This window comes from Mesorhizobium sp. B2-3-11 (assembly GCF_006442215.1).
GTDB lineage: Bacteria > Pseudomonadota > Alphaproteobacteria > Rhizobiales > Rhizobiaceae > Mesorhizobium > Mesorhizobium salmacidum.
This window is the reverse complement of sequence record NZ_VFVS01000017.1, coordinates 96289-116517: the sequence shown is the minus strand read 5'-3', so window position 1 is coordinate 116517 and position 20229 is coordinate 96289. Positions and strand designations below refer to the sequence as shown.

24 protein-coding genes and 1 tRNA gene are annotated in these 20229 nt (G+C 63.7%); 11 read left to right on the top strand and 14 right to left on the bottom strand.

The window, feature by feature from the left end:
* The first annotated feature begins 72 nt into the window (after nt 1-72).
* Both FJ960_RS21970 and FJ960_RS21965 read left to right on the top strand, forming a co-directional pair.
* On the top strand, nt 73-228 hold the full coding sequence (locus FJ960_RS21970) for a hypothetical protein (protein WP_140510795.1): 156 nt from the start codon (nt 73-75) through the stop codon (nt 226-228).
* Between the two features lie 132 nt (nt 229-360).
* Entirely contained in the window at nt 361-1311 is a 951-nt protein-coding gene (locus tag FJ960_RS21965) for an LLM class flavin-dependent oxidoreductase (RefSeq protein ID WP_140716735.1), read from the top strand.
* Here the strand turns inward: FJ960_RS21965 and FJ960_RS21960 are convergent.
* Nucleotides 1262-1960 (bottom strand): TetR/AcrR family transcriptional regulator C-terminal domain-containing protein, encoded by a 699-nt coding sequence (locus FJ960_RS21960; RefSeq protein ID WP_140716733.1) that lies wholly within the window; start codon nt 1958-1960, stop codon nt 1262-1264. The two genes, FJ960_RS21965 and FJ960_RS21960, sit on opposite strands and share 50 nt — an antisense overlap.
* 249 nt (nt 1961-2209) lie before the next feature.
* Between FJ960_RS21960 and exbB the strand changes: the two genes are divergently transcribed.
* Genes exbB through FJ960_RS21945 form a run of 3 tightly spaced genes read left to right on the top strand, consistent with a single transcriptional unit; the run spans nt 2210 to nt 4572 of the window.
* Entirely contained in the window at nt 2210-3151 is a 942-nt protein-coding gene (exbB, locus tag FJ960_RS21955; protein WP_140510812.1) for a tonB-system energizer ExbB, read from the top strand.
* A 12-nt stretch (nt 3152-3163) separates the two neighbouring features.
* Nucleotides 3164-3631: a TonB system transport protein ExbD gene (exbD, locus tag FJ960_RS21950; RefSeq protein ID WP_140716731.1), complete on the top strand. Its 468-nt coding sequence runs from the start codon at nt 3164-3166 to the stop codon at nt 3629-3631.
* Nucleotides 3628-4572, top strand: coding sequence for an energy transducer TonB (locus FJ960_RS21945; RefSeq protein WP_140716729.1), 945 nt, complete (start codon nt 3628-3630; stop codon nt 4570-4572). The genes exbD and FJ960_RS21945 overlap by 4 nt, the downstream gene beginning before the upstream one ends.
* 24 nt (nt 4573-4596) lie before the next feature.
* On the opposite strand, the gene FJ960_RS29960 is transcribed toward FJ960_RS21945, so the two are convergent.
* The 5 genes from FJ960_RS29960 to FJ960_RS21925 all read right to left on the bottom strand — a co-directional run bounded on the left by FJ960_RS29960 (nt 4597) and on the right by FJ960_RS21925 (nt 6833).
* Nucleotides 4597-4791 carry a hypothetical protein gene (locus FJ960_RS29960; RefSeq protein ID WP_246672897.1) on the bottom strand — a complete coding sequence of 65 codons (195 nt, stop codon included), beginning with the start codon at nt 4789-4791 and terminating at the stop codon, nt 4597-4599.
* Nucleotides 4792-5030: 239 nt separating this feature from the next.
* Entirely contained in the window at nt 5031-5282 is a 252-nt protein-coding gene (locus FJ960_RS21935; protein WP_140510785.1) for a hypothetical protein, read from the bottom strand.
* A 44-nt stretch (nt 5283-5326) separates the two neighbouring features.
* A complete protein-coding gene (locus tag FJ960_RS30180) occupies nt 5327-5455 on the bottom strand; it encodes a hypothetical protein (RefSeq protein ID WP_281405580.1) in 129 nt (42 codons plus the stop codon).
* Between the two features lie 170 nt (nt 5456-5625).
* Nucleotides 5626-6450: a helix-turn-helix transcriptional regulator gene (locus tag FJ960_RS21930; RefSeq protein WP_246672896.1), complete on the bottom strand. Its 825-nt coding sequence runs from the start codon at nt 6448-6450 to the stop codon at nt 5626-5628.
* A 307-nt stretch (nt 6451-6757) separates the two neighbouring features.
* Nucleotides 6758-6833 (bottom strand) — tRNA-Ala (locus FJ960_RS21925).
* Between the two features lie 146 nt (nt 6834-6979).
* Here FJ960_RS21925 and FJ960_RS21920 point away from each other — a divergent pair.
* Together FJ960_RS21920 and FJ960_RS21915 are read left to right on the top strand one after the other, a co-directional pair.
* On the top strand, nt 6980-7273 hold the full coding sequence (locus FJ960_RS21920; RefSeq protein WP_015315112.1) for a YggT family protein: 294 nt from the start codon (nt 6980-6982) through the stop codon (nt 7271-7273).
* 7 nt (nt 7274-7280) lie between these two features.
* Entirely contained in the window at nt 7281-7604 is a 324-nt protein-coding gene (locus FJ960_RS21915; protein WP_140716727.1) for a DUF167 family protein, read from the top strand.
* Nucleotides 7605-7611: 7 nt separating this feature from the next.
* On the opposite strand, the gene FJ960_RS21910 is transcribed toward FJ960_RS21915, so the two are convergent.
* From FJ960_RS21910 to FJ960_RS21900, 3 genes are read right to left on the bottom strand one after another with little or no spacing between them, the layout of a single operon-like run.
* The gene (locus FJ960_RS21910; RefSeq protein WP_140716725.1) at nt 7612-8493 is read right to left on the bottom strand and encodes a MurR/RpiR family transcriptional regulator; all 882 of its coding nucleotides are present in this window, start codon (nt 8491-8493) and stop codon (nt 7612-7614) included.
* Nucleotides 8494-8509: 16 nt separating this feature from the next.
* A complete protein-coding gene (locus FJ960_RS21905; protein ID WP_027144547.1) occupies nt 8510-9580 on the bottom strand; it encodes an ABC transporter ATP-binding protein in 1071 nt (356 codons plus the stop codon).
* Between the two features lie 2 nt (nt 9581-9582).
* Nucleotides 9583-10353, bottom strand: coding sequence for an SDR family oxidoreductase (locus FJ960_RS21900; RefSeq protein ID WP_140716723.1), 771 nt, complete (start codon nt 10351-10353; stop codon nt 9583-9585).
* A 180-nt stretch (nt 10354-10533) separates the two neighbouring features.
* Between FJ960_RS21900 and FJ960_RS21895 the strand changes: the two genes are divergently transcribed.
* The 4 genes from FJ960_RS21895 to FJ960_RS21880 all read left to right on the top strand — a co-directional run bounded on the left by FJ960_RS21895 (nt 10534) and on the right by FJ960_RS21880 (nt 15146).
* A complete protein-coding gene (locus FJ960_RS21895) occupies nt 10534-11760 on the top strand; it encodes a sugar ABC transporter substrate-binding protein (RefSeq protein ID WP_140716721.1) in 1227 nt (408 codons plus the stop codon).
* A 140-nt stretch (nt 11761-11900) separates the two neighbouring features.
* Complete coding sequence (locus tag FJ960_RS21890) at nt 11901-12770, top strand: sugar ABC transporter permease (RefSeq protein ID WP_140716719.1); 870 nt, start codon at nt 11901-11903, stop codon at nt 12768-12770.
* A complete protein-coding gene (locus FJ960_RS21885) occupies nt 12767-13591 on the top strand; it encodes a carbohydrate ABC transporter permease (RefSeq protein ID WP_027144543.1) in 825 nt (274 codons plus the stop codon). The genes FJ960_RS21890 and FJ960_RS21885 overlap by 4 nt, the downstream gene beginning before the upstream one ends.
* A 79-nt stretch (nt 13592-13670) precedes the next feature.
* The gene (locus FJ960_RS21880) at nt 13671-15146 is read left to right on the top strand and encodes a M81 family metallopeptidase (protein ID WP_140716717.1); all 1476 of its coding nucleotides are present in this window, start codon (nt 13671-13673) and stop codon (nt 15144-15146) included.
* 42 nt (nt 15147-15188) lie between these two features.
* On the opposite strand, the gene FJ960_RS21875 is transcribed toward FJ960_RS21880, so the two are convergent.
* From FJ960_RS21875 to pdxY, 5 genes are all read right to left on the bottom strand, one after another.
* On the bottom strand, nt 15189-17243 hold the full coding sequence (locus tag FJ960_RS21875; protein WP_140716715.1) for a M3 family metallopeptidase: 2055 nt from the start codon (nt 17241-17243) through the stop codon (nt 15189-15191).
* Nucleotides 17244-17333: 90 nt separating this feature from the next.
* Nucleotides 17334-17768: a nuclear transport factor 2 family protein gene (locus tag FJ960_RS21870; RefSeq protein ID WP_140716713.1), complete on the bottom strand. Its 435-nt coding sequence runs from the start codon at nt 17766-17768 to the stop codon at nt 17334-17336.
* Entirely contained in the window at nt 17765-18409 is a 645-nt protein-coding gene (locus FJ960_RS21865) for a carbonic anhydrase (protein ID WP_027144539.1), read from the bottom strand. The genes FJ960_RS21870 and FJ960_RS21865 overlap by 4 nt, the downstream gene beginning before the upstream one ends.
* Before the next feature lie 146 nt (nt 18410-18555).
* Nucleotides 18556-19347 (bottom strand): DUF429 domain-containing protein, encoded by a 792-nt coding sequence (locus tag FJ960_RS21860; RefSeq protein WP_140716711.1) that lies wholly within the window; start codon nt 19345-19347, stop codon nt 18556-18558.
* Nucleotides 19344-20228, bottom strand: a complete 885-nt coding sequence (pdxY, locus tag FJ960_RS21855; RefSeq protein WP_140716709.1) for a pyridoxal kinase PdxY — start codon at nt 20226-20228, stop codon at nt 19344-19346. The genes FJ960_RS21860 and pdxY overlap by 4 nt, the downstream gene beginning before the upstream one ends.
* Nucleotide 20229: the final 1 nt, after the last annotated feature.

Sequence of the window (20229 nt, the reverse complement as noted above, 5' to 3'; positions counted from 1 at the left end):
GCCTATGACACAAAAATAGCAATCGACAAAGTCTACAAGTTTTATAGATTAACCGGCGAGACGGAGGTCGATATGTCCTATATCCAGAACGCCCAGACCGACAGCAACGGCCAGAAGCTGGCCAATGCCCAGGGCTTTCGCCCGGCCTATGCCGGCGCTTTCGCCTATCTCGTCTTTGCCCTTGCGTTCGTGTTCACCGGGGCAGTCGTGCTGGGCCTTATTCCCTAAGGGATCGACAGGGGCTGTTGCCCCACAGCTTTCAGGCAATCGGAGTTGAATGAACCGGATCCCGGAGCGCTTTCGCGCACCTGAGGGCCGCATTTCACAGCATCAGTGATTCCAGAGATGGAGGAGATGACAATGCCGATCGAATTCACCCATATTCCCGGCAAGACTGCCGACGCGGCGGTTCCTTTTTTCTATGACTTCGCCGAGACCGCGACGAAGCTCGGGCTGATCGAGGACGGCGGTTTCCAGAAGATCGTCGTCGACGATTCGGCCGGGCTGCTGACCAACATGGATCTTGCGTCCCAGGTGCTCAACCGCACCGCTTCGCTGGAAGTGGTGCTCACTCATTGGGCCGGGGTGATCGACCCGACGGTGGCTGCCCGCCAACTGGCGTCCATCGACAGGGAGAGCGGCGGACGGCTGGCGCTCAGGATGATCAGCGAGCCGCTGAACGATGACGATGCCGAGACACGGCCGGTCGGCCATGGCGTCGTCTGGCAGCGCATCGACGAATATCTGGTCCTGTTGAAGCGGCTGTGGTCGAACGACCGGCCCTTCGATCACGAAGGCGCGTTTTACAGCATCAAAGGCGGTTACGTGCCGCGCAAGGGTCCGCATGGCGCCGACCTCGTGATCCGCATGGGCGGGCAATCCGGAACGGCGCTGAGGGTGGCCGGCCGGCATGCCGATCTCTTCGAGCTGGCGCCAGGCTCGATCGACGATATCAGGCAATTGATGGAGCGGGCGCGTGGCGCCGCAGCCGAATATGGCCGTGCCGGCAAACTGCGCTTCGCGCTTCCGGTCAGGATCCACCAAGGTGTTTCCGCCGCCGGCCACAAGGCGGTCGACTTCTCCGGGCCACCGGCCCAGGTCGCGCTGTCGTTGCTTGCCTATGCGGCTCTCGGCATCGATGAGTTCATGGTCGTCGGCGTCGACACGCCACACGAGATCGCGACAGTTGGCCGGGAAACACTGGCGCTGCTACGCAACTCCCTGGCGCGCCGGGAGGCCGATGCGCCACAGCTAGGCAGGTTCATCTCCCGGGAGCGAGGCCCGCAAGCAGCAAATCGAGGCCCTTCCTGAAGGTGCCGACCCAATCGTCGTCGAACAGCGGGCGAGAGCGTTGGATCGTGGGATAGCGTTCGCCCGGATGTGCGTGGTGCTGCTGCGTGGCGGCCTTGTCGCTGTCCGCGAGGTCGAAACTCGTCCGGGTTATGGTGGCGCCCATCACATAGTTCCATAGCGACCAGATCGCGACGTTCAAATCCTTGTCCGCCACGCCGGCTCGGGACAAAGTCCTGCCGAGCAATTCCAGGCGGCTGAGAATGTTCGGTCCAAGCGCCCGGCTCGACAACAGCGGTACCGACCAGGGATGGCGCAGCATGCCGGCCCGCCAATCTTCGAGCATATGGACAATTTCCACTCGCCAGTCCTCAGCGGCATTTATTTGCGGCGATCCGCGATATTCGAGCACGGAATCGAGCGCCAGATCGAAGACGCCGTCCTTGTTGTCGACGTGCCAATATAGGCTCATCACGCCCGAGCCGAGGCGATCAGCCAGTCGACGCATCGTCAATCCGTCGATCCCCCGTGCGTCCAGCAGTTCCACCGCAGTGGCGACAATGCGTTCCAAGGAGAGAGGGCGTTCCAGCGAGAGGTGCGGTTCACCGCGCGGCTCCGGCGCGGGCTGGAACTCCGTCCGTCGGGGCCGTTTGCTCCGGGCGCCGCACACGGCGACACTGGATGCCTGTCATCGCATAGCCCGGGGCGGATATCGCAGACCACCGGCGCCGTAGCGTTTCAGGGATTTTGCGGCGCATTCCCAAATTGTTGAGCATTGCAGTCATCTTTAATGTTGACTAATAAGTTCATGTTTCATAGTCAGCCGGGCACCTTGCCTGGCGCAGCCGGGATTGGAATGCGGCGGCCGCGCTGGAGAAATGCCATGACCGGGGCCGCTGTAAGGACAAGGAAGAAGCTCGTGTTGAGACATGGTTTGTTGGTGGCATTTGTCGCATCGGTGATCCTGGCGGCGACCGGCGCGATGGCCCAGGAGCAACCGGCCGGCGCTGCTCCAGCAGCTGAGGCACCTGCCGCATCGACCGAAGCGGCACAAGCTGCTCCAGCCGCACCGGCACCTGCCGCGCCGGCGGCTGCCGCACCCGTGACGCCGGCGCTCCCGCTGCCGGCGGCATCTGCGGGGGCGATGGAGCTGAACCTGCCGCACGACCTGTCGCCATGGGGCATGTTCATGGCCGCCGACATCATCGTGAAGGCGGTGATGATCGGACTGGCCATCGCGTCGCTCGTAACCTGGACGATATGGCTGGCCAAATCGCTGGAGATTTTCGGCGGCAAGCTGCGCATCCGCCGCGCGGTTCGCGCGATCGGCGATGCCGCGACATTGAAGCAGGCGAGCCGCGCGCTCGACCGCGGTGGCGGCCCCGGCGCGCTCCTGGTGCGGGCGGCGGCGGAAGAGACCGCGCTTTCGGCCGGTGCGCTCGACCATGTCGGGGGAGACGGCCTGAAAGAACGGGTCAGTTCGCGCCTGTTGCGCATCGAGGCGGCGGCGTCGCGGCGCATGTCGCGCGGCACCGGCCTGCTGGCGACGATCGGTTCCACCGCGCCTTTCGTCGGCCTGTTCGGCACCGTCTGGGGCATCATGAACGCCTTCATCGGCATTTCGCAGGCGCAGACCACCAATCTCGCCGTGGTCGCGCCAGGCATCGCCGAGGCGCTGCTGGCCACCGCGATGGGTCTGGTCGCGGCGATTCCTGCGGTGGTGATCTACAACGTCTTCGCCCGCTCCATAGCCGGCTACCGGCAAATCCTGGCCGATGCCTCGGCGGGCGTCGAACGGCTGGTCAGCCGCGACCTCGATTTCCGCTACGTCGCACCCGCGACGGCGGTGGCGGCCGAGTAGCGGCGCAAGACCATGAGCAGCCGGATCCGCCAGACCATGGATGACGACCTCGAGGAGAGCCACGAGATCAATGTCACGCCGTTCATCGATGTTATCCTGGTGCTCCTGATCATCTTCATGGTCGCGGCGCCGCTGGCGACGGTGGATGTCAATGTCGACCTGCCCGGGTCGACCGCGACACCGGCGCCGCGGCCGGAGACCCCGCTTTTCCTCACATTGAAGGATGATCTCACACTCTCGATCGGCAATGACACCGTGCCGCGCCCGGCTTTTGCCGCCACACTCGACAGCCGCACCAAGAGCGCCAAGCAGACGCGCATCTTCCTGCGCGCCGACAAGGCGGTCGCCTATGGCGACCTGATGGAGGCGATGAACCTGCTGCGTGCAGCCGGCTATCTGAAGGTCGCCCTGGTCGGCCTGGAGGCCGCTTCCGCCAGTGATGCCGCCGCACCGGGGCCAGGCGCGACGGCTGCCCCATGACATGCTCCGCCGCCTCGGCCACGATGGTCCTGTCGCGCTTCGGCTGGCGCGATCTTGGCCTGTGGGCATGTGCGGCCGTGCTGATGCTTGGGGCGCACGTCGCGGTCGCCTATGCCGTGCAGAATTTCAGTCCAGCCGACCTGCCGGATGGCGGACCGCCGCCAGCCCTGATGATCGAAATGGCGCCGATGATGGTGACGCCGGCGTTACCTGAACAGGCCGCGATGCTCGGTGCGGCCATTCCCGACCAGACCGCGCCGGTTGAAGAGACCAAAAAGGTCACCAAAGCCGAACCCGACAAGGTGACCGAGCAAGCGGAGCCTGCTGCCGAGCCGGAGACGGTGCCGCCGGACGAGTCAACGGAGATGACGAAAGTCGAACCAGTCGACCAGCCGCCGCTGGAGGAGGTCGTCCCCGATATCGTCGAGACCGTCGCGCCGGAGATTGTCGTTCCGCTGCCGCAGGCAAAGCCGACGGAGCGGCGCAAGGAAAAGGAACCGGCCGAAGCCAAGGTCAAAAGGCCTGTCGACATGCCCAAGCCAAAGCCGAAGAAGCAAAAGGCGGAACCGCCGAAGACGGCAAGTGCCGCAAGCGCCGAGATCAAGCCCGCCGCCAAGGCAGCGACGCCGAAATCGGCGGCCGGGATTTCGGGTGTCAGCCCAGTCAAATGGGAATCGCGGCTGACGGCGTGGATCAACCGCCACAAGCGCTACCCGAGTGCCGCGAAATCCCGACGCGCGCAGGGCAATGCCAATGTGGCCTTCACCGTGGATGCCTCAGGCCGGGTGATATCGGCGCACGTGGTCCGTTCGTCCGGCGATGCCGAACTCGACCGTGCCGCGCTCGCGGTGCTGCAGGGCGCCACCGTGCCGGCGCCGCCGTCGGAACTAGGCTCGCGCGTCAGCCGTACGGTGCCATTTGTGTTCAGTTTGCGGGACTAGCAGCCGCCAGGAATTGAACGGTGTCTATCGCCGGCTCATCGACTGGCAGAGCGCCTCGACCTGTTCCAGGTAGAACGGCATTTGGTGCGCAGGATTCCAAAGGTTGGGATCGCCGACGCCATTGATGTCGATGGTCTGCATCATGAAGTCGAAATGGACGTGAAAGGCATCCGCCGCGCCCCAGAGGCTGTCGGCCTGCCAGGTATCGGCCATTGCCATGGAAATCAGCTGCCGGGCCTCGAAGCGGGCAGCATCCGGCGAGGCCGTCCGGCTGGCGATCAGGGCCTTCAGCCGAGATGCTTTCGCCGGTGTCGGCGCTCCTGATGGTCGCGATCATGTTCATTTGCTGGTCCCCTCAAATCTGTGCGCATGAATGTCCGTGTCGCGGGCTGCCGGCGATCAGGCCGAGGTCCGCGGCGACCTTTTCCAGCAGCGGCAGCAAGTTTTGCAGCACCGCGCTACGCTGTCCTTGGTTGAGCGTGGTTGCCTTTCGCGTGTGCCTTGGGGTGCATAGGGTTGCCGCTGAGCTGCGCATGTCTGGCCGGCCGTGCGCCGCGCAAGACGTCGAAGGCCTCGGCATAGGCCATGCCGAGCAGATAGGAGATCATGGGAAAACGGCTTGCTTCGGCCATCTGCACCAGCTCATTGGTCATCGTCGCGATATATTGGAGACTATCGAGCTCTGACTGACGTAAGGAATGATTTGACACGTGCTGCTCCTGTCATCGGATGGAACTCTGGGAAGGGGTATTGGCTACATTGGACATGTTAAGTCGGCTAATTGATCGACCAAGCCGCCGTAGTGCATGCCCTGCGAGAAGAAGGCGGTCTGCGTGCCGGCGGCAACCGTCAGCTTCGGGGCATTGTTGACTTTCTTGGCCATTTTCGTCCCTTTCCCGACCCCCCCAATGGGATCTGTTGAAGGATCCCCAAAAGGGATCCGCGAGAAGAAAGGTATGGTCCGAGGAGTTAATCCTTTGTTAAAATTGTAGTAAATCAAATACGATCTAAAATATCTTTCTTGGTAGTAAAGTCTAAAAAAATCGATTTTACTCAGATATGGAGTAGGCAAAAGCCAGCATACGCTTTTTCGGGATATTCTTGTTCTTTTTCAGCGTAAGCATGCGGCCAGCCCAGTCCATCCCGGGCGAGGCTGACGACGAGCTGATCGATACCGGGATCATCGAGCCTGATGATGTGCGCCATGCGGATCGCACGCCTGGGCGGGATATTGGACATGTCCTGCCGCATGATGACCGACACGAATGCCGGTCCGGTTTCGGTCAGAAGCATGGCCTTGCCCGTCAGCACCGGTTCGGAGATAGGCGCCCATTGCACCGAGATCAGCGACGGCTCGCCTGTCTGGCGGCGGTTGACGCCGCTGAAATAGATCCAGTTGAGACGCGAGATCGCCACGCCATAGTGGTTGCCGCGCGCCCGCGCCCATGTCGAGCCGCGGCGCTCCGACCATCCGGTAACCCTGCGGAATGTGACCAATTCGGCCTCGCGACGCACGAAGGTCACCGAGCGCATCAGGAGGTCGGCGCGGGTCGGAATCGAAAAATAGGTGAAATAGGTGCCGCTCGCGATCGACGGAGCGGGCGGGCGGATCATCTGGGTGAACAGGCTTTCGGAAATCGGCGGCAGGCCGGGAGCCGAGAGCTCAGGCGTGCCGGGGTCCCGGTACAGTTCGGGTTCATCGACGCGGAAGTAGTCGCAGATCAGCTTGGCGGTGGTCTTGTTGGGAACGGTCTGCCCCTGCAGGTAACGCTCGAACTGCGTGCGGTTGATGCCCAGCTCGCGGCACACCGCGCTGACGGAAGCATGGTCCTTGCAGAGCCGCCTGAGATTTGCAGCGAGATTCTCGCGAATGGACACTTTTTTGCTTCCGCGGGCGGCTTCTTCATTTCGAGTCGGAATCCGTATAGCGCCTTCGGTCGCCCCTGCCGAAACGCCTTGTCACAACACACAGAAAAAACTGATTTGAGAACGCCAGTCTAATGGGGCGGCTTCCAAAAAAAATAGCGTCTACCGGACAGAGGCCATCGCCATAAGTCCAATTGACAACCATTTCGCCTTGGGAACGCGAAATCGCATCTGGCCATTTTTGGGGGCATTGACGCCGTGGTATCGCATGATGCTTGGGCGTTACCGCTCGGGAAAGGCGGACAATCGATTATTCCGCTGGTGGAGCTGAGGAGGATCGAACTCCTGACCTCGTCATTGCGAACGACGCGCTCTCCCAGCTGAGCTACAGCCCCGTCCAGCGGATGGCGCATTTATCGGGGGACGCGGTTTCCTGTCAAGGCGGCGCATCACCGAAACCCGACCGCAGGTCGCATGGCGGAACCTACCCTTGCCGGTTTGGCGTGTAATGGCTACATGTCGGCAACAATTGGAGACCGGCATGCTCGCCCTCATTCAAACCATCGTTATGGCGCTCGACCTCTATTGGTGGGTCATCATCGCCTCGGCGATCTTTTCCTGGCTCTATGCATTCAACGTCGTCAACTCGCGCAACCAGTTCGTCGGCAGCATCGGCAACATGCTCTACCGGCTGACCGAGCCGGCGCTGCGGCCGATCCGGCGCTTCATGCCCGACCTTGGTGGCATCGACATCTCGCCGATCATCCTGCTGCTGATCCTGTTCTTCCTCAGGCAGTTCATTCTCACCACGGTGGCGCCGCTGCTGCTGGCCTGAAGATCGCATGAGCGCGCCGTACCGCGTTAGCGAGAGCGGCATCGAGCTGTTTGTCCGGTTGACGCCAAAGTCTTCGGTGGACAGGCTCGAAAGTGTCGAGACATCGGCGGACGGACGAAGTCACGTGAAGGCGCGGGTCCGCGCCGTGCCGGAAAACGGCGCCGCCAATCAAGCGCTGGAGAAGCTGGTCGCCAAGGCGCTGGGCGTGCCGGCTTCGGCCGTTTCGGTCGTTGCAGGCGGCACGGCCCGGCTCAAGACTCTGCGCATTGTTGGCGAACCGGCTGCGCTGGCAAGACGTGTCGAAGCGCTCTGCGATCAATCCTCTGCCTGAAGTTCAATCAATCGCCCAGCGGCAAACGCGGATCGTCGACCTTCAGCGTGTTCACGCTCTGCTTGATGCGACGCAGGTTCTCCAGCACCTTCGGGCCGCGCGTCTCGGCGACCGATGTCACGATCATGTCGACGATCGCCAGCAGCGCGTAGCGCGACGATGTCGGCTTGTAGATGTTGCCGTCCTCGAGCGGCTGCAGGTGGATGACCGTGTCGGCGGCCATGGCCAGTGCGGAGTCGGGCGCGGTGACGGCCACCGTGGCGGCGCCATATTGCTGAGCGACCTGCACCGCCTCGATGACCGAGCGGGCATAGCCGGAGACCGAGAAGGCGACCACGGTGGTGTCCGGCGTGGCGACGGCGGCGTACATGCGCTGCAGTTGCCCGTCGATCTGCGCCAGAACCGGCAGGCCGAGCCTGAACAGCCGGTTCTGCATTTCGGTCGCCATCATCGAGGAAATGCCACCCGAACCGATGCACAGCACATTGCCTGACGCAGCAAGGCGCGCGGCGACATCGACCAGCGTCGTCATGTCGAGATTCTCGCTGGCGCGCTGGATGGCTGTGACAGCCGCTTCGGTGATGGCCGACGCAATGCGCTGCTCGCGGGCGTCGCGGCTCAGCGGCTCCGGCGACAGATACTGGCCGCCGATGGCTATGGCCTGCGCCAGATGGAACTTGAAGTCGCGCAGGCCCTCGCAGCCGAGATTGCGGCAAAAACGGGTCACCGTCGGCTCACTGACGCCGACGCGCGCGGCGATCTCGGAGATCGCGGCCTTCGAGGCGAAGTCGAGGTCAGACAGGACAAGACTTGCCAGTCGGCGATCCGACTTGGTGCCGTCCTGCGACATCAGCTGCAGCCGGGTGATGATGTCGGCAGGCGTCTTCATATCCGAGTTTCCGTCGTCATCTCAGAGGCAGGCCCGTCGCCGTGTCGAACAGATGGATGTTGCCGGGATCGACGGAGACCGGCAGCAGGTCGCCTGGCCGGACCGGCAGCCGGTCGCGGAACACGGCGCGTACCGTATCAGTGCCAATGGCACCGTAGACATGGGTTTCGGAACCAGTCGGCTCGACGACGTCAACCTTGAGCGTCATGGTGCCGGTGGCTTCACCGACGATGAAATGCTCGGGCCGGATGCCCGCCTCCACCGCACTGCCTGCCGGCACCGGCTTGCCGGCGAGCGCAAGCCGCCCGCCGCCGACCGACTCGAACCAGGTTTTCTCGGGCGTCGTCTTGAGAGCCCCGGACACAAAACTCATCGACGGCGAGCCGAGGAAGCCGGCGACGAACTTGTTGGCCGGCCGGTCATAGAGCTCCAGCGGTGCCCCGACCTGCTGGATCCTGCCGCGGTCCATCACCACGATGCGGTCGGCCATGGTCATGGCCTCGATCTGGTCGTGGGTGACGTAGACGATGGTCGATTTCAGCCGTTGGTGCAGCGCCTTGATCTCGGTGCGCATCTGCACGCGCAACTGTGCGTCGAGATTGCTGAGCGGCTCGTCGAACAGGAACACCGAGGGTTCGCGCACGATGGCGCGCCCCATGGCGACGCGCTGGCGTTGACCGCCTGAGAGCTGGCGGGGATACCGGTCGAGATAGGAGAACAGGTTGAGGACGCCGGACGCCTTCTTGACCTTCTGGTCGATGGCCGTGCGGTTCTCGCCCCGGATTTTCGGGCCGAAGCCGATATTGTCCGAGGCCTTCAGGTGCGGAAACAGCGCATAGGACTGGAACACCATGGCGATGTTGCGCTGCTGCGGCGGCAGGTCGTTGGCGCGCGTGCCGCCGATCAGGAGATCGCCGGAACTGATGGTCTCCAATCCTGCTAGCATGCGCAGCAAGGTCGATTTGCCGCAGCCGGACGGGCCGACCAGCACCACGAACTCGCCGCTCTTGATGTCGAGGCTGATGTCCTCGAGGATCTTGTGCTGGCCAAAGGATTTCGACAGGTTGCGAAACTCGACGTCGGTCATGGTCACGCTCCCAATATGTCGTCGATGAACGGCAGGCAGCCGGCGGTCAATCCCGCATCCACGGGCATCACCACGCCTGTTACGCCCGAGGCCCGGTCGGAGGCAAGGAAAGCCACCGCTTCGGCGACTTCCGAGGCGTTGACGATGCGGCCGAGCGGATAGAGCCGCTGCAGCTTGCCCAAGATCTCAGGGTCCTTGGCAAGGCGATGGTCCCAGGCGGCGGTGCGGATCGATCCGGGGCAAACCACATTGGCGCGCACGCCGCGGCGGCCGAGCTCGACGGCGATCGATTTGGAATATGCGTTGATGCCGGCCTTTGCGGCGGCATAGGCGGGGTTGCCGAAATGCGCGATGGCGTTGACGGAGGAAATGAAGACGACGCTGCCCGAACCGCGCGCGGCCATCGCCTTGGCAATGGGATCGGCGAACATCATCACGCCGGTCAGGTTGAGGTCGAGTTCGTGCTCGATCCTGTCCGCCGTCAGCGCATCAAGCGTCTCGGCGCGGGTCCAGCCGGCATTGTTGATCAGGATGTCGGGGACGCCGTCCTTTTCAAGCACGGCGGCGATCGTGGCTTCGACCGAGGCCCGGTCGAGAAGGTCGAAGACATGGCGCGAGGCAAGGTGCGGGCTCGCCAGCGCCTCTTGCGACTGGTCGCAGCCGACCACCCGCGCGCCCCTGTCGGCCAGCAATGCGACGATCGCCGAGCCAAGGCCACCACCGGCGCCGGTGACTATGACGGTCCTGCCTTCGAATTCGGCTCTCGAAACCACGGCGCTTGCTCCTCCCGCAGGTCGGGCAGATGCCGGGAGGCTAAAGAACACGATGTAATTAAGCAACATATTAATCCGCTTGCATGCGGCGAATTCATCGATAATGTAGGAAAGTCACATAAATCTTGTGTCAGCACCGGCACAAGGAGCGCGAATGCGCGGACAAATGGGAGAGATCGGATGAACCTTGCAAAATGGACGGCCGGCCTGATGGCCGGAATGGGCATGCTGGCCTTCGCGGCGCAGGCAGAGGCCGGCGAAGTGCGGGTTACCGTCGCTGAATACAGCGCCAAGACCGGCCCCTACTTCGAGCAGGTCAAGAAGGAGTTCGAGGCGAAGAACCCCGGCATCACGGTCAAGTTCGAGGTGGTGCCGTGGGATGTGCTCTTGCAGAAGCTGACCACCGACATAACCGCCGGCACCAATGCGGATCTCTCCATCATAGGCACGCGCTGGCTGATCGATTTCGTCCAGCAGGATGTCGCAGAGCCGCTCGACAGCTATATCACGCCCGAATTCAAGGGCCGCTTCATCGACACCTTCCTGTCGCCCTCGATCATGGGCGGCAAGACCTACGGCCTGCCGATCGCCGCTTCGGCGCGCGCCATGTATTACAACAAGGAGCTGTTCGAGAAGGCCGGCATCGCCAAGCCGCCGGCAACCTGGACCGAACTGCAGGAGGATGCGCGCAAGATCAAGGCGCAGGGTGCCTTCGGTTTCGGCCTGCAGGGCAAGGAGATCGAGACCGACGTCTATTACTATTACGCGATGTGGTCGCAGGGTACCGAGATCCTCAACAAGGACGGCACGTCGGGCCTCGGCACGCCGGGCGCGCTCGAAGCCGCCAAGCTCTACAAGTCGATGATCGACGAGGGGCTGACCGAGCCCGGCGTCACCTCCAACAACCGCGAGGACGTGCAGAACCTGTTCAAGCAGGGCAAGGTCGGCATGATGATCACGGCGCCCTTCCTGTCCAACCAGATCAAGGAGGAGGCGCCGAGCCTCAAATACGGCGTGGCCGCCATTCCGGCCGGTCCGACCGGCGTGCGCGGCACCTATGGCGTCACCGACTCCATGATCATGTTCAAGAACTCCAAGAACAAGGACGAGGCCTGGAAGCTGATGGACTTCCTGTTCACCACGGAGCAGCGCGCCAAGTTCACGCAAGGCGAAGGCTTCCTCCCGGTGAACAAGGAAGAGGCCAAGATGGATTATTACGTCAACAACGCCGATCTCGCCGCCTTCACTGCCCTGCTTCCGGATGCCCGTTTCGCGCCAGTCATCCCGGGCTGGGAAGAAGTTGCCCAGATCACCTCGGATGCCATGCAGAAGATCTATCTCGGCGGCGATCCCGAAGCAGGCTTGAAGGACGCCGCGGCCAAGGCCAATGCCGTGCTGAAGAAATAGGGCGTATCTCCCTGCGCCCGTGGCGCGCCCCCGACTCAGGCGGGGCGCGCCACATTTTTGACTTCCTGCCGGGTGCAGCGGATCCGAAATTCGCATAAGCAGAAACTCAGATCCAGCGCACCGGGACTCAACCCAAGCCGATGCAAAATCGCTTCCTGCCCTATCTCCTGACCTTGCCCAGCCTGTTCCTGGCGGCGGTGGTCATCTTCTGGCCGGTCTGGGACCTGATCCAGATCGCGACACATGACGTCAACCGCTTCGGTCAGTTGCGCGAGTTCAGCGGCCTTGCCAATTTCGCCGCGCTGACCGCCGATCCCGATTTTGTCGCCGCACTCTGGCGCACCGGGCTGTGGACCTTGCTGGTGGTCGGCGGCGCGCTGCTGCTCTCGATCCCGGTGGCGATGATCCTCAACACCGATTTCTATGGCCGGGGCCTTGCCCGTGTCATCATCATGCTGCCCTGGGCGGTGTCGCTGACCATGACGGCGGTGGTCTGGCGCTGGGCACTGAGCGGCGAAAGCGGCATGCTGAATTCGGCGCTGATCGGGCTTGGCCTGATCGACCACAACATCCAGTGGCTGGCACAGGCCGGAACCGCCTTTCCGATGCAGGTTCTGATCGGCATCTTGGTGACGGTGCCGTTCACCACCACGATCTTCCTCGGGGGCCTGTCGTCGATCCCGGACGATCTCTACGAGGCGGCCGCACTGGAAGGGGCAACGCCGCTGCAGCAGTTCCGCGAGATCACCTTTCCGCTGCTGAAGCCGTTCATCAACATCGCCATCGTGCTCAACACCATCTACGTCTTCAACTCGTTCCCGATCATCTGGGTGATGACGCAGGGCGGGCCGGCCAACTCGACCGACATCCTGGTCACCCATCTCTACAAGCTCGCGTTCCGCATCGGCAAACTCGGCGAGGCTTCGGCGGTGTCGCTGGTGATGTTCGCCATATTGCTGATCTTCACCATGATCTATGTGCGCCTCGCGATGCGGGAGCAGCGCGCATGACTGGCAAGCTGAAGCGCACCGTCATCGCCTGGCTGTTGCTGGCGCCCTTGATCGTGGTGACGATCTTTCCCTTCGCGGTGATGTTCCTGACGGCGGTCAAGCCACGGACCGAGGTGCTGACACCCACATGGTGGCCGAGCGAGTTCCGCTGGTCGAATTTTTCCGACATGTGGGTGGCGACCGGCTTCGGCCAGGCGCTGGCCAATTCACTCTATGTCTCGGTGATCGCCACCCTCGGCGCCATCTTGATCTCGGTGCCGGCGGCTTACGCGATGTCGCGCTTTCGCTTTGCCGGTTACGGCGCCTTCCGCCAGTTCCTGCTGATCTCGCAGATGATCTCGCCGATCGTGCTGGTGCTCGGCCTGTTCCGGCTGATGGCCGCCTGGGGGCTGGTCGAATCGACCACCGCGCTCGGCTTCATCTACATGGCCTTCAACGTCGCCTTCACGGTCTGGATGCTGCAGAGCTATTTCGACACCATTCCGCGTGACCTCGAGGAGGCGGCCTGGATGGAAGGCGCCGGCCGCTGGCTGACGCTGCGCAAAGTGTTTCTGCCGCTCTGCCTGCCGGCGATCGCGGTGACGGCGATCTTCACCTTCATCAACGCCTGGAACGAATTCGTCGTGGCGCTGACCATGCTGCGCAGCCAGGAGAGCTACACGCTGCCGATCCAGGTGTTCTCGTTGGTCGCCGGCCGCTACACGATCGAATGGCATCACGTCATGGCCGCGACGCTGCTGGCCACTTTGCCGGTGGCGATCCTGTTCATCTGGCTGCAGCGTTATCTCGTTCGGGGGCTGGCGCTCGGGGCGGTCAAGTAGCGATCCCAGCAAGTCCAGGAAAAGTGCGCGGCGGTTTTCCGTCCGGAATTGCGAAAAACAAGAAGTCTACGGAGCTTTCATGCGCGTCTTCACCGCCTCGCTGGCGACGGAAACAAACAGCTTCTCGCCGGTGCCGACCGACCGGGCCTCGTTCGAGATGGCGTTCTATGCCGGGCCGGGCAAGCATCCGGAAACGCCGACCCTGTGTTCCTCGCCGATCGTGGCGCTGCGCCGTTGCGCGGCCGCGGAAGGGCTGACCGTGATCGAGGGCACCGCGACCTGGGCCGAGCCCGGCGGTCTCGTGCAGCGGCAGACTTATGAAGCGCTGCGCGACGAGATACTCGGCCAGCTCAAGGCGGCACTTCCGGTCGACGCCGTCATTTTGGGCCTGCATGGCGCCATGGTGGCGCAGGGTTATGATGATTGCGAGGGCGATCTGCTGGAGCGCGTGCGCGGCATTGTCGGGCCCGGCGTGGTGATCGCCTGCGAGTTCGATCCGCACAGCCATCTGACGCCGAAGCGCGTGGCGGCGTCCGACATCATGGCCTACTTCCTCGAATTCCCGCACACCGATTTCTACGAGCGCGGCGAGCACGTCGTCGAACTTGGACTTGCCGCGGCGCGCGGCGAGATCAAACCCGTCATCTCGACCTTCGACTGCCGCATGATCCAGGTGCTGCCGACCAGCCGCGAACCGATGCGCTCCTTCGTCGACCGCATCAAGGCGCTGCACGGCAAGGACGGCGTGCTGTCGGTCTCGGTCATCCATGGCTTCATGGCCGCGGACGTGCCCGAAATGGGCACGCGCATCCTTGTCGTCACCAACGATGACAAGGCCAAAGGCGATGCGCTGGCCGAGCGGCTGGGACGCGAGCTCTATGCCATGCGCGAAACGACGGCGATGGCCATGCTGAGCGCGGCCGACGGCATCAATCGGGCGCTGGCCGTTCGCGCCGAAAATCCCGGCAAGCCCGTGGTCATCGCCGACATCTGGGACAATCCCGGCGGCGGCGTTCCCGGCGACGGCACCATCGTGCTTCGCGAACTGCTGGCGCGGGGCATCGCAAGCGTCGGCGTGGCGACGATCTGGGATCCGATCGCGGTGACTTTCTGCCAGGCGGCGGGCGAGGGCGCGGTCATCGACCTGCGCTTCGGCGGCAAGGCCGGGCCGCAGGCGGGCGAGCCGATCGACGCGCGCGTCACCGTGTTGAAGGCTGTCAGCGAAGGCTGGCAGAGTTTCGGTCCGAGCCGCGTGACATTGGGACCGTCAGCGGTGGTGCGCATCGAAGGCACCGAGGTCGATGTGATCCTGAACACCAATCGCACGCAGACCTTCGAGCCCGATGTCTTTTCCAACATCGGCGTCGATCCGCTGACAAAGGACCTACTGCTGATCAAATCAACGAATCATTTCTACGCCGGCTTCGAGCCGATCGCCGCCGAGATCATCTATGTCGCAGCGCCGAGTTCGTATCCCAGCAATCCGGCGGCGACGAATTACACGAAGCTGAGCCGGCCAGTGTGGCCGAGGGTGGCTGATCCTTGGGCGGTGTAGGGTTCTTCCTTCTCCCACAACAAGGGGAGAAGGAAAAGGGCGCTACACCAATCCGCGCTTGACCATCATTGCTTCGGGCGAAGGCATCTTGCCGCGAAACGCCGTGTAAAGCTCCTCAGGGTCCTTCGAGCCGCCGGCGGCATAGATGTTCTTCCTCAGCCGCTCGGCCAGCGCCGGGTTGAAGGGATCGCCTGTTTCCTCGAAGGCGGCGAAGGCATCGGCGTCGAGCACCTCGGACCACATGTAGGAATAATAGCCGGCCGAATAGCCTTCGCCCGCAAAGACATGGCCGAAATGCGGGGTGCGATGGCGCATCGCGATCGTGTCGGGCATGTCGAGCTTTTCCAATGTTTCGGCTTCGAAACGAAGCGGCTCTTCCGGTGCATCGGGCAGTGCATGGTAGGCCATGTCGATCAAGGCAGAAGCGGTGAACTCGACGGTGGCGAAGCCGGCGCCGAAAGTGCGCGTGGCCAGCATCTTATCGAGCAGCGCCTGCGGCATCGGCTTGCCGGTCTTGACATGCAGCGCGTGCTTTTCCAGCACCGCCGGCACCGTCAGCCAGTGCTCATAGAGCTGCGAGGGCAATTCAACGAAATCGCGGCTGACCGAGGTGCCGGACACCGACGGCCAGGTAACGTCGGTCAGCATGCCGTGCAGCGCATGGCCAAACTCGTGGAACAAGGTCTTCGCCTCGTCGACCGACAGCAGGGCCGGTTCGCCCGCCGGCGGCTTGGCGAAGTTCATGATGTTGTAGATCACCGGCTGCGAGCCATGCCCGAGCTTGTAGCCGGACTTCAGCGCGCTCATCCAGGCGCCGGAACGTTTTGAAGGCCGCGCGAAATAGTCGGCCAGGAACAGGCCGCGCTCGCTGCCGTCGGCGTTCTTCACCACGAAGACTCGCGCGTCCGGATGCCAGGCGGCGATGCCCTTCTTCTCCTGGAAGGTGATGCCGAACAGCCGTGTCGCCACATCGAAACAGGCATCGATGATACGGTCGAGCTGCAGAAAGGGTTTCAGTTCCGCCTCGTCGAAAGCGAACTTTTCCGCGCGCAGCTTCTCCTGGTAGAAACGCCAGTCCCAGGCAGCGAATTTTTCGTTGCTGCCGGCCTCGGCCGCCAGCCGCTCCAGCTGCTTCTGGTCGGCGGCGGCTTTTTCCAGCGCCTTTTCCCAGACCGGGTCGAGCAGCGCATGCACCGCCATCGGCGTCTTGGCCATGGTGTCGTCGAGCTTGAGCGCGGCGAAGGAGGCGTAGCCGAGCAGCTTCGCCTTTTCGGCGCGCAGCTTCAGCATGTCGCGCACCACGGTCGTGTTGTCGGACGCGCCGCCATTCTGGCCGCGCATGGTGAAGGCGCGATAGGCGATCTCGCGCAGGTCGCGGCGTTCCGAGAAGGTCGTGAACGGCTCGTAGATCGAGCGCGACAGGGTGACGGCGTAGCGGCCCTTCCGGCCGCGCATCTCGGCGGCCTCGGCCATCGAACTTTTCACGAAATCCGGCAGGCCGGCGAGGTCGGCCTCGTCGAGGAACAGCGCCCAGTCGCGCTCGTCGGCCAGCACGTTCTGACCGAAAGTCGTGCCGAGCGACGACAGCTCCTCGTTGATCTTGGCCAATCGTATCTTGCCGTCGGCGTCGAGTTTGGCGCCGGAACGCACGAAGCCTTTCCAGGTCTTCTCCAGGACACGCAGCGTCTCGGGATCGAGCTTCAGAGCTTCGCGGCGCTGGTAGAGGTCGTCGATGCGGGCAAACAGCTTCTCGTTCATCGAGATCGCTGAGAAGTGCCTCGACATCTTCGGCGAAATGTCGCGCTCCAGCGCCTGGATCGTCTCGTTGGTATAAGCGCCGGCGCGGCACCAGAAGATTGACGACACATGATCGAGCGCCTCGCCGCCAAGTTCCAGCGCGGCAAGCGTGTTCTCGATGGTCGGCACTTCCTTGTTGGTGGCGATCGCGTCTATCTCCGCCTCATGCGCCTTCAGCGCGGCGTCGAAGACGGGGGAAAAATCACCATCGCCAATATGGGCAAAATCGGGCAGACCGAGCGGGCCTCGCCACACGGTCAACGGATGGGCGGCAAGATCGACGACTTTCGTGGAGGGCATGGAGGGTCTTTCGCTGGCGTCAGGAAGGAGGGTATCACCGATGTAGGACGCTGCCTGCTGACCCGCAATATACCAGTTGGTCGCTCCGCCTCAGTAGCCCTCGCAGGTTTCGGCGATCGCTGCTTGCGAGCTGGCGGTGATGCGGTTGTCGCTCACCGCGAAGGTTTCCTGCATCAGCATGTCATTGTTGGGGAAATCGTAGCAGGCGATCACGGTGGTCACCCCGCCTTCGCTCTTCTCGATGCGGTGGCGGATAGCAGCACCGGCAACCGCACCTTTCCATTCGTCGAGCGAAGCGATGAATTCCTGTTTGCTCTGGACGACGCCGAGGTCGTCGAGCTTGATGCGGACGTCGTCGGCGAGCAGGTCCGCCAGTTCGGTGCGATCGGCGACCAGCAGCGCCGAATACCAGCGGCTGATGATGGCGCGGTCATCGGCGCGAGCGGCCATGATCGCCAACAGCAATACGGCTGCCGTGAAGACGACCGGCCGGACGTCCGTCAGCTGTCGCCCGGCCCCGTTCATTCCAGCACCGGCCGCTCGAAATCGCCGGTCTCCTTGTTCATCACCCAGAGCTCGCCGGTCGAAATGTCGAACCACGCTCCGTGCAGCGACAGCCGCCCCTTGCCCTCGAGGATCGAGACGCAGGGAAAGGTCCTGAGATTGGCGATGGAATAGCGGACCGAGATGCGCTCGAGGGCCGTCTGGCGCTCTGTCGCCGTCATGAAGGTGCTGGCCGACACCGTCTCGGCAGCCGGCGCGATCAGGCTCATCCATTTGCCGATGAAGTCGCCAGGAGACAGCGGCGCGGAATTGGGGTCGAGCGCGGCGCGAATGCCGCCGCAGCGGCCGTGGCCCATGACGACGATGTTCTTGACCTTGAGGCTCTGCACGGCGAATTCGAGCGCCGCCGAGGTCGAATGGAACTCGCCGTCCGGCTCGTAAGGCGGCACCAGATTGCCGACATTGCGCAACACGAAAAGCTCGCCGGGGCCGGCGTCGAAGATCGCCTCGGGCGCGGAGCGCGAATCGCAACAGGCGACGATCATGGTCTCGGGCGCCTGGCCTTCGCGGGCGAGCTCGCGATAGCGGCCGCTCTCGGTGAGGTAGCGGCCGTTCATGAAATTGCGGTAGCCGGCGAGGAGGTGGTCGGGAAGATGAGGCATGGGCGGCTAAGGCCTTTCCGGTTGGAGGCGGCAGCTCGTTGCGGTCGAGGAAAGGCTCTAACGGCAAAAGCCCGCTGCGAGCAATGCAGAATTGCGGGAGCTGGCCATAAATGCCATGCGCCAAAGCGGGACGCCCGCCGACTTTGTCACGCCCAGATGGCGACCGGTATGCCAAAGCCGTCAGCGAGCGGCGGATTGGGAAACGGCTTTGCTTCGCCACTGGCGATGCGGCCGGCGATCAGCATCATGGCCGCCGCGTCGAGGAAATCATCGGCGGCCGCACCACGTGGCGGCGGCTGCTCGAGGAAATCCATGTCATAGCCGTGCCGGCAAAGCAGCGCCTTGCGTTCCGCCATGCCGGCTGGATTGACGCTGCCCTTGATCTTCTTCGGCAACAGCATGGCCCGATCGCCGTTCAGGCGGCAGAAGGCGACTTCCGGGTGCGATTCGAAGACACGGCCGCGCAGCTCGGGCCGCGCGATCAGCAACGCGTCGATCTCGCGGATTTTCGAGAAGATGCCGAAGGCCTGGATGGAAACGCCGCGCGGAGGGTCCGATGTCGTCCTGGCCACGTCGCTTGCCCTGAGATGTGCTGCGTACCAGGCTTCGGTCGTGGTGAAGCCGCTGGTGTCGGCATAGAGCGCGGCGCGCGACGGGATCGAAAAGACGCTGGACTGGCGCGCACCGAGCAGCGGCCGCACCTGCGCCTCCGGTCCGCGCCCGCCTTTGCTGGAAAATTCGGGCAGGCCGATCGGCATGTCGACGGCGACGATCGCGTCGTGGGGGATCGCCGCCAGCAAGGCGGCGAAGGTGGGGAAGACATCGGCCGAAGGCGCGGCGTCGGGGTTACGAGGTGTCGAACCGGGTTCGCGCAGCACGGCGATCCAGCCGGCCTTGCAGCCATCGGCGCCGACGAGCAGGACTTTGGCCGGGGTCACGCCCGGCGGTCCCGCCCCGGATGCGTGAGGTGGCGCAGCTGGACCATGGCCATCGGGTGCGACAGGCTCTGCGCATCGGTCTCGAGTTGCAACTCGTCGCCGCCGCGTTTTGCCGTGCGCGCCAGGATCTCGTAGACCGCCGCCGTGGTCGACTGCAGCGCCTTGATCGCCGGCTGGCCGGACAGGATGCGCGCCAGGTAGACCGCCGCGGTCAGGTCGCCCAGGCCGTTCGGCGGCTTGTCGATCAGGCGGTGTTCAGCGAGCAGCGCCTGGGTGCCGTCGAGCAGCAGATTGCCGGTGCCGCCTGAAATCATCGACGGTGCCGAGGTGACCAGCATGGTCGACGGTCCGGCATGGAGTGCCGCCGAGATCACCGATTTCAGGTCGGGCAGCGGCGCGCCGGCCATCCATTCCAGCTCATAGCGGTTGGGAGTGGCGATGTCGGCGATCGGCATCAGCCGGTCGCGCATGACGGCGGCGGTGGGCTCGGGCACATAGAGGCCACCGGAATCACCCATCACCGGATCGCAGATATAGACGGCGTCGGGCGTTCTCGTCTTGACAGCGGCGACCAGAGAGGCGACCGCCTCTGCCTGGCCGGCCTCGCCGAGATAGCCCGACAGCACGGCATCGACCTCACCGAGCCACGGCGCGCGCTCCAGATCGGCCATCAGCGCCTTGAACTGGTCGAGCGGCGGCACGATGCGGGTCGCGCGGCCATGGCCGGGATGCCATGGCAGGATGATTGTCGGCACCGCCCAGACCGGAAAGCCCAGTGTCTCCAGCGCGAACACGGCGGCACGGTTGCCGACCGAGCCACGCGCGACATGGCTGGAAATGACGATGACCGCGCGCGGCGCGTCGGTTCTTTCGGCGCTCATT

Coding starts and splice junctions, on each gene's coding strand:
- FJ960_RS21970 (WP_140510795.1), top strand. CDS start 73: ATGTCCTATATCCAGAACGCCCAGACCGACAGCAACGGCCAGAAGCTG.
- FJ960_RS21965 (WP_140716735.1), top strand. CDS start 361: ATGCCGATCGAATTCACCCATATTCCCGGCAAGACTGCCGACGCGGCG.
- exbD (WP_140716731.1), top strand. CDS start 3,164: ATGAGCAGCCGGATCCGCCAGACCATGGATGACGACCTCGAGGAGAGC.
- FJ960_RS21945 (WP_140716729.1), top strand. CDS start 3,628: ATGACATGCTCCGCCGCCTCGGCCACGATGGTCCTGTCGCGCTTCGGC.
- FJ960_RS29960 (WP_246672897.1), bottom strand. CDS start 4,791: ATGGCAATGGCCGATACCTGGCAGGCCGACAGCCTCTGGGGCGCGGCG.
- FJ960_RS30180 (WP_281405580.1), bottom strand. CDS start 5,455: ATGGCCAAGAAAGTCAACAATGCCCCGAAGCTGACGGTTGCCGCCGGC.
- FJ960_RS21920 (WP_015315112.1), top strand. CDS start 6,980: ATGCTCGCCCTCATTCAAACCATCGTTATGGCGCTCGACCTCTATTGG.
- FJ960_RS21915 (WP_140716727.1), top strand. CDS start 7,281: ATGAGCGCGCCGTACCGCGTTAGCGAGAGCGGCATCGAGCTGTTTGTC.
- FJ960_RS21910 (WP_140716725.1), bottom strand. CDS start 8,493: ATGAAGACGCCTGCCGACATCATCACCCGGCTGCAGCTGATGTCGCAG.
- FJ960_RS21905 (WP_027144547.1), bottom strand. CDS start 9,580: ATGACCGACGTCGAGTTTCGCAACCTGTCGAAATCCTTTGGCCAGCAC.
- FJ960_RS21895 (WP_140716721.1), top strand. CDS start 10,534: ATGAACCTTGCAAAATGGACGGCCGGCCTGATGGCCGGAATGGGCATG.
- FJ960_RS21890 (WP_140716719.1), top strand. CDS start 11,901: ATGCAAAATCGCTTCCTGCCCTATCTCCTGACCTTGCCCAGCCTGTTC.
- FJ960_RS21885 (WP_027144543.1), top strand. CDS start 12,767: ATGACTGGCAAGCTGAAGCGCACCGTCATCGCCTGGCTGTTGCTGGCG.
- FJ960_RS21880 (WP_140716717.1), top strand. CDS start 13,671: ATGCGCGTCTTCACCGCCTCGCTGGCGACGGAAACAAACAGCTTCTCG.
- FJ960_RS21875 (WP_140716715.1), bottom strand. CDS start 17,243: ATGCCCTCCACGAAAGTCGTCGATCTTGCCGCCCATCCGTTGACCGTG.
- FJ960_RS21870 (WP_140716713.1), bottom strand. CDS start 17,768: ATGAACGGGGCCGGGCGACAGCTGACGGACGTCCGGCCGGTCGTCTTC.
- FJ960_RS21865 (WP_027144539.1), bottom strand. CDS start 18,409: ATGCCTCATCTTCCCGACCACCTCCTCGCCGGCTACCGCAATTTCATG.
- pdxY (WP_140716709.1), bottom strand. CDS start 20,228: ATGAGCGCCGAAAGAACCGACGCGCCGCGCGCGGTCATCGTCATTTCC.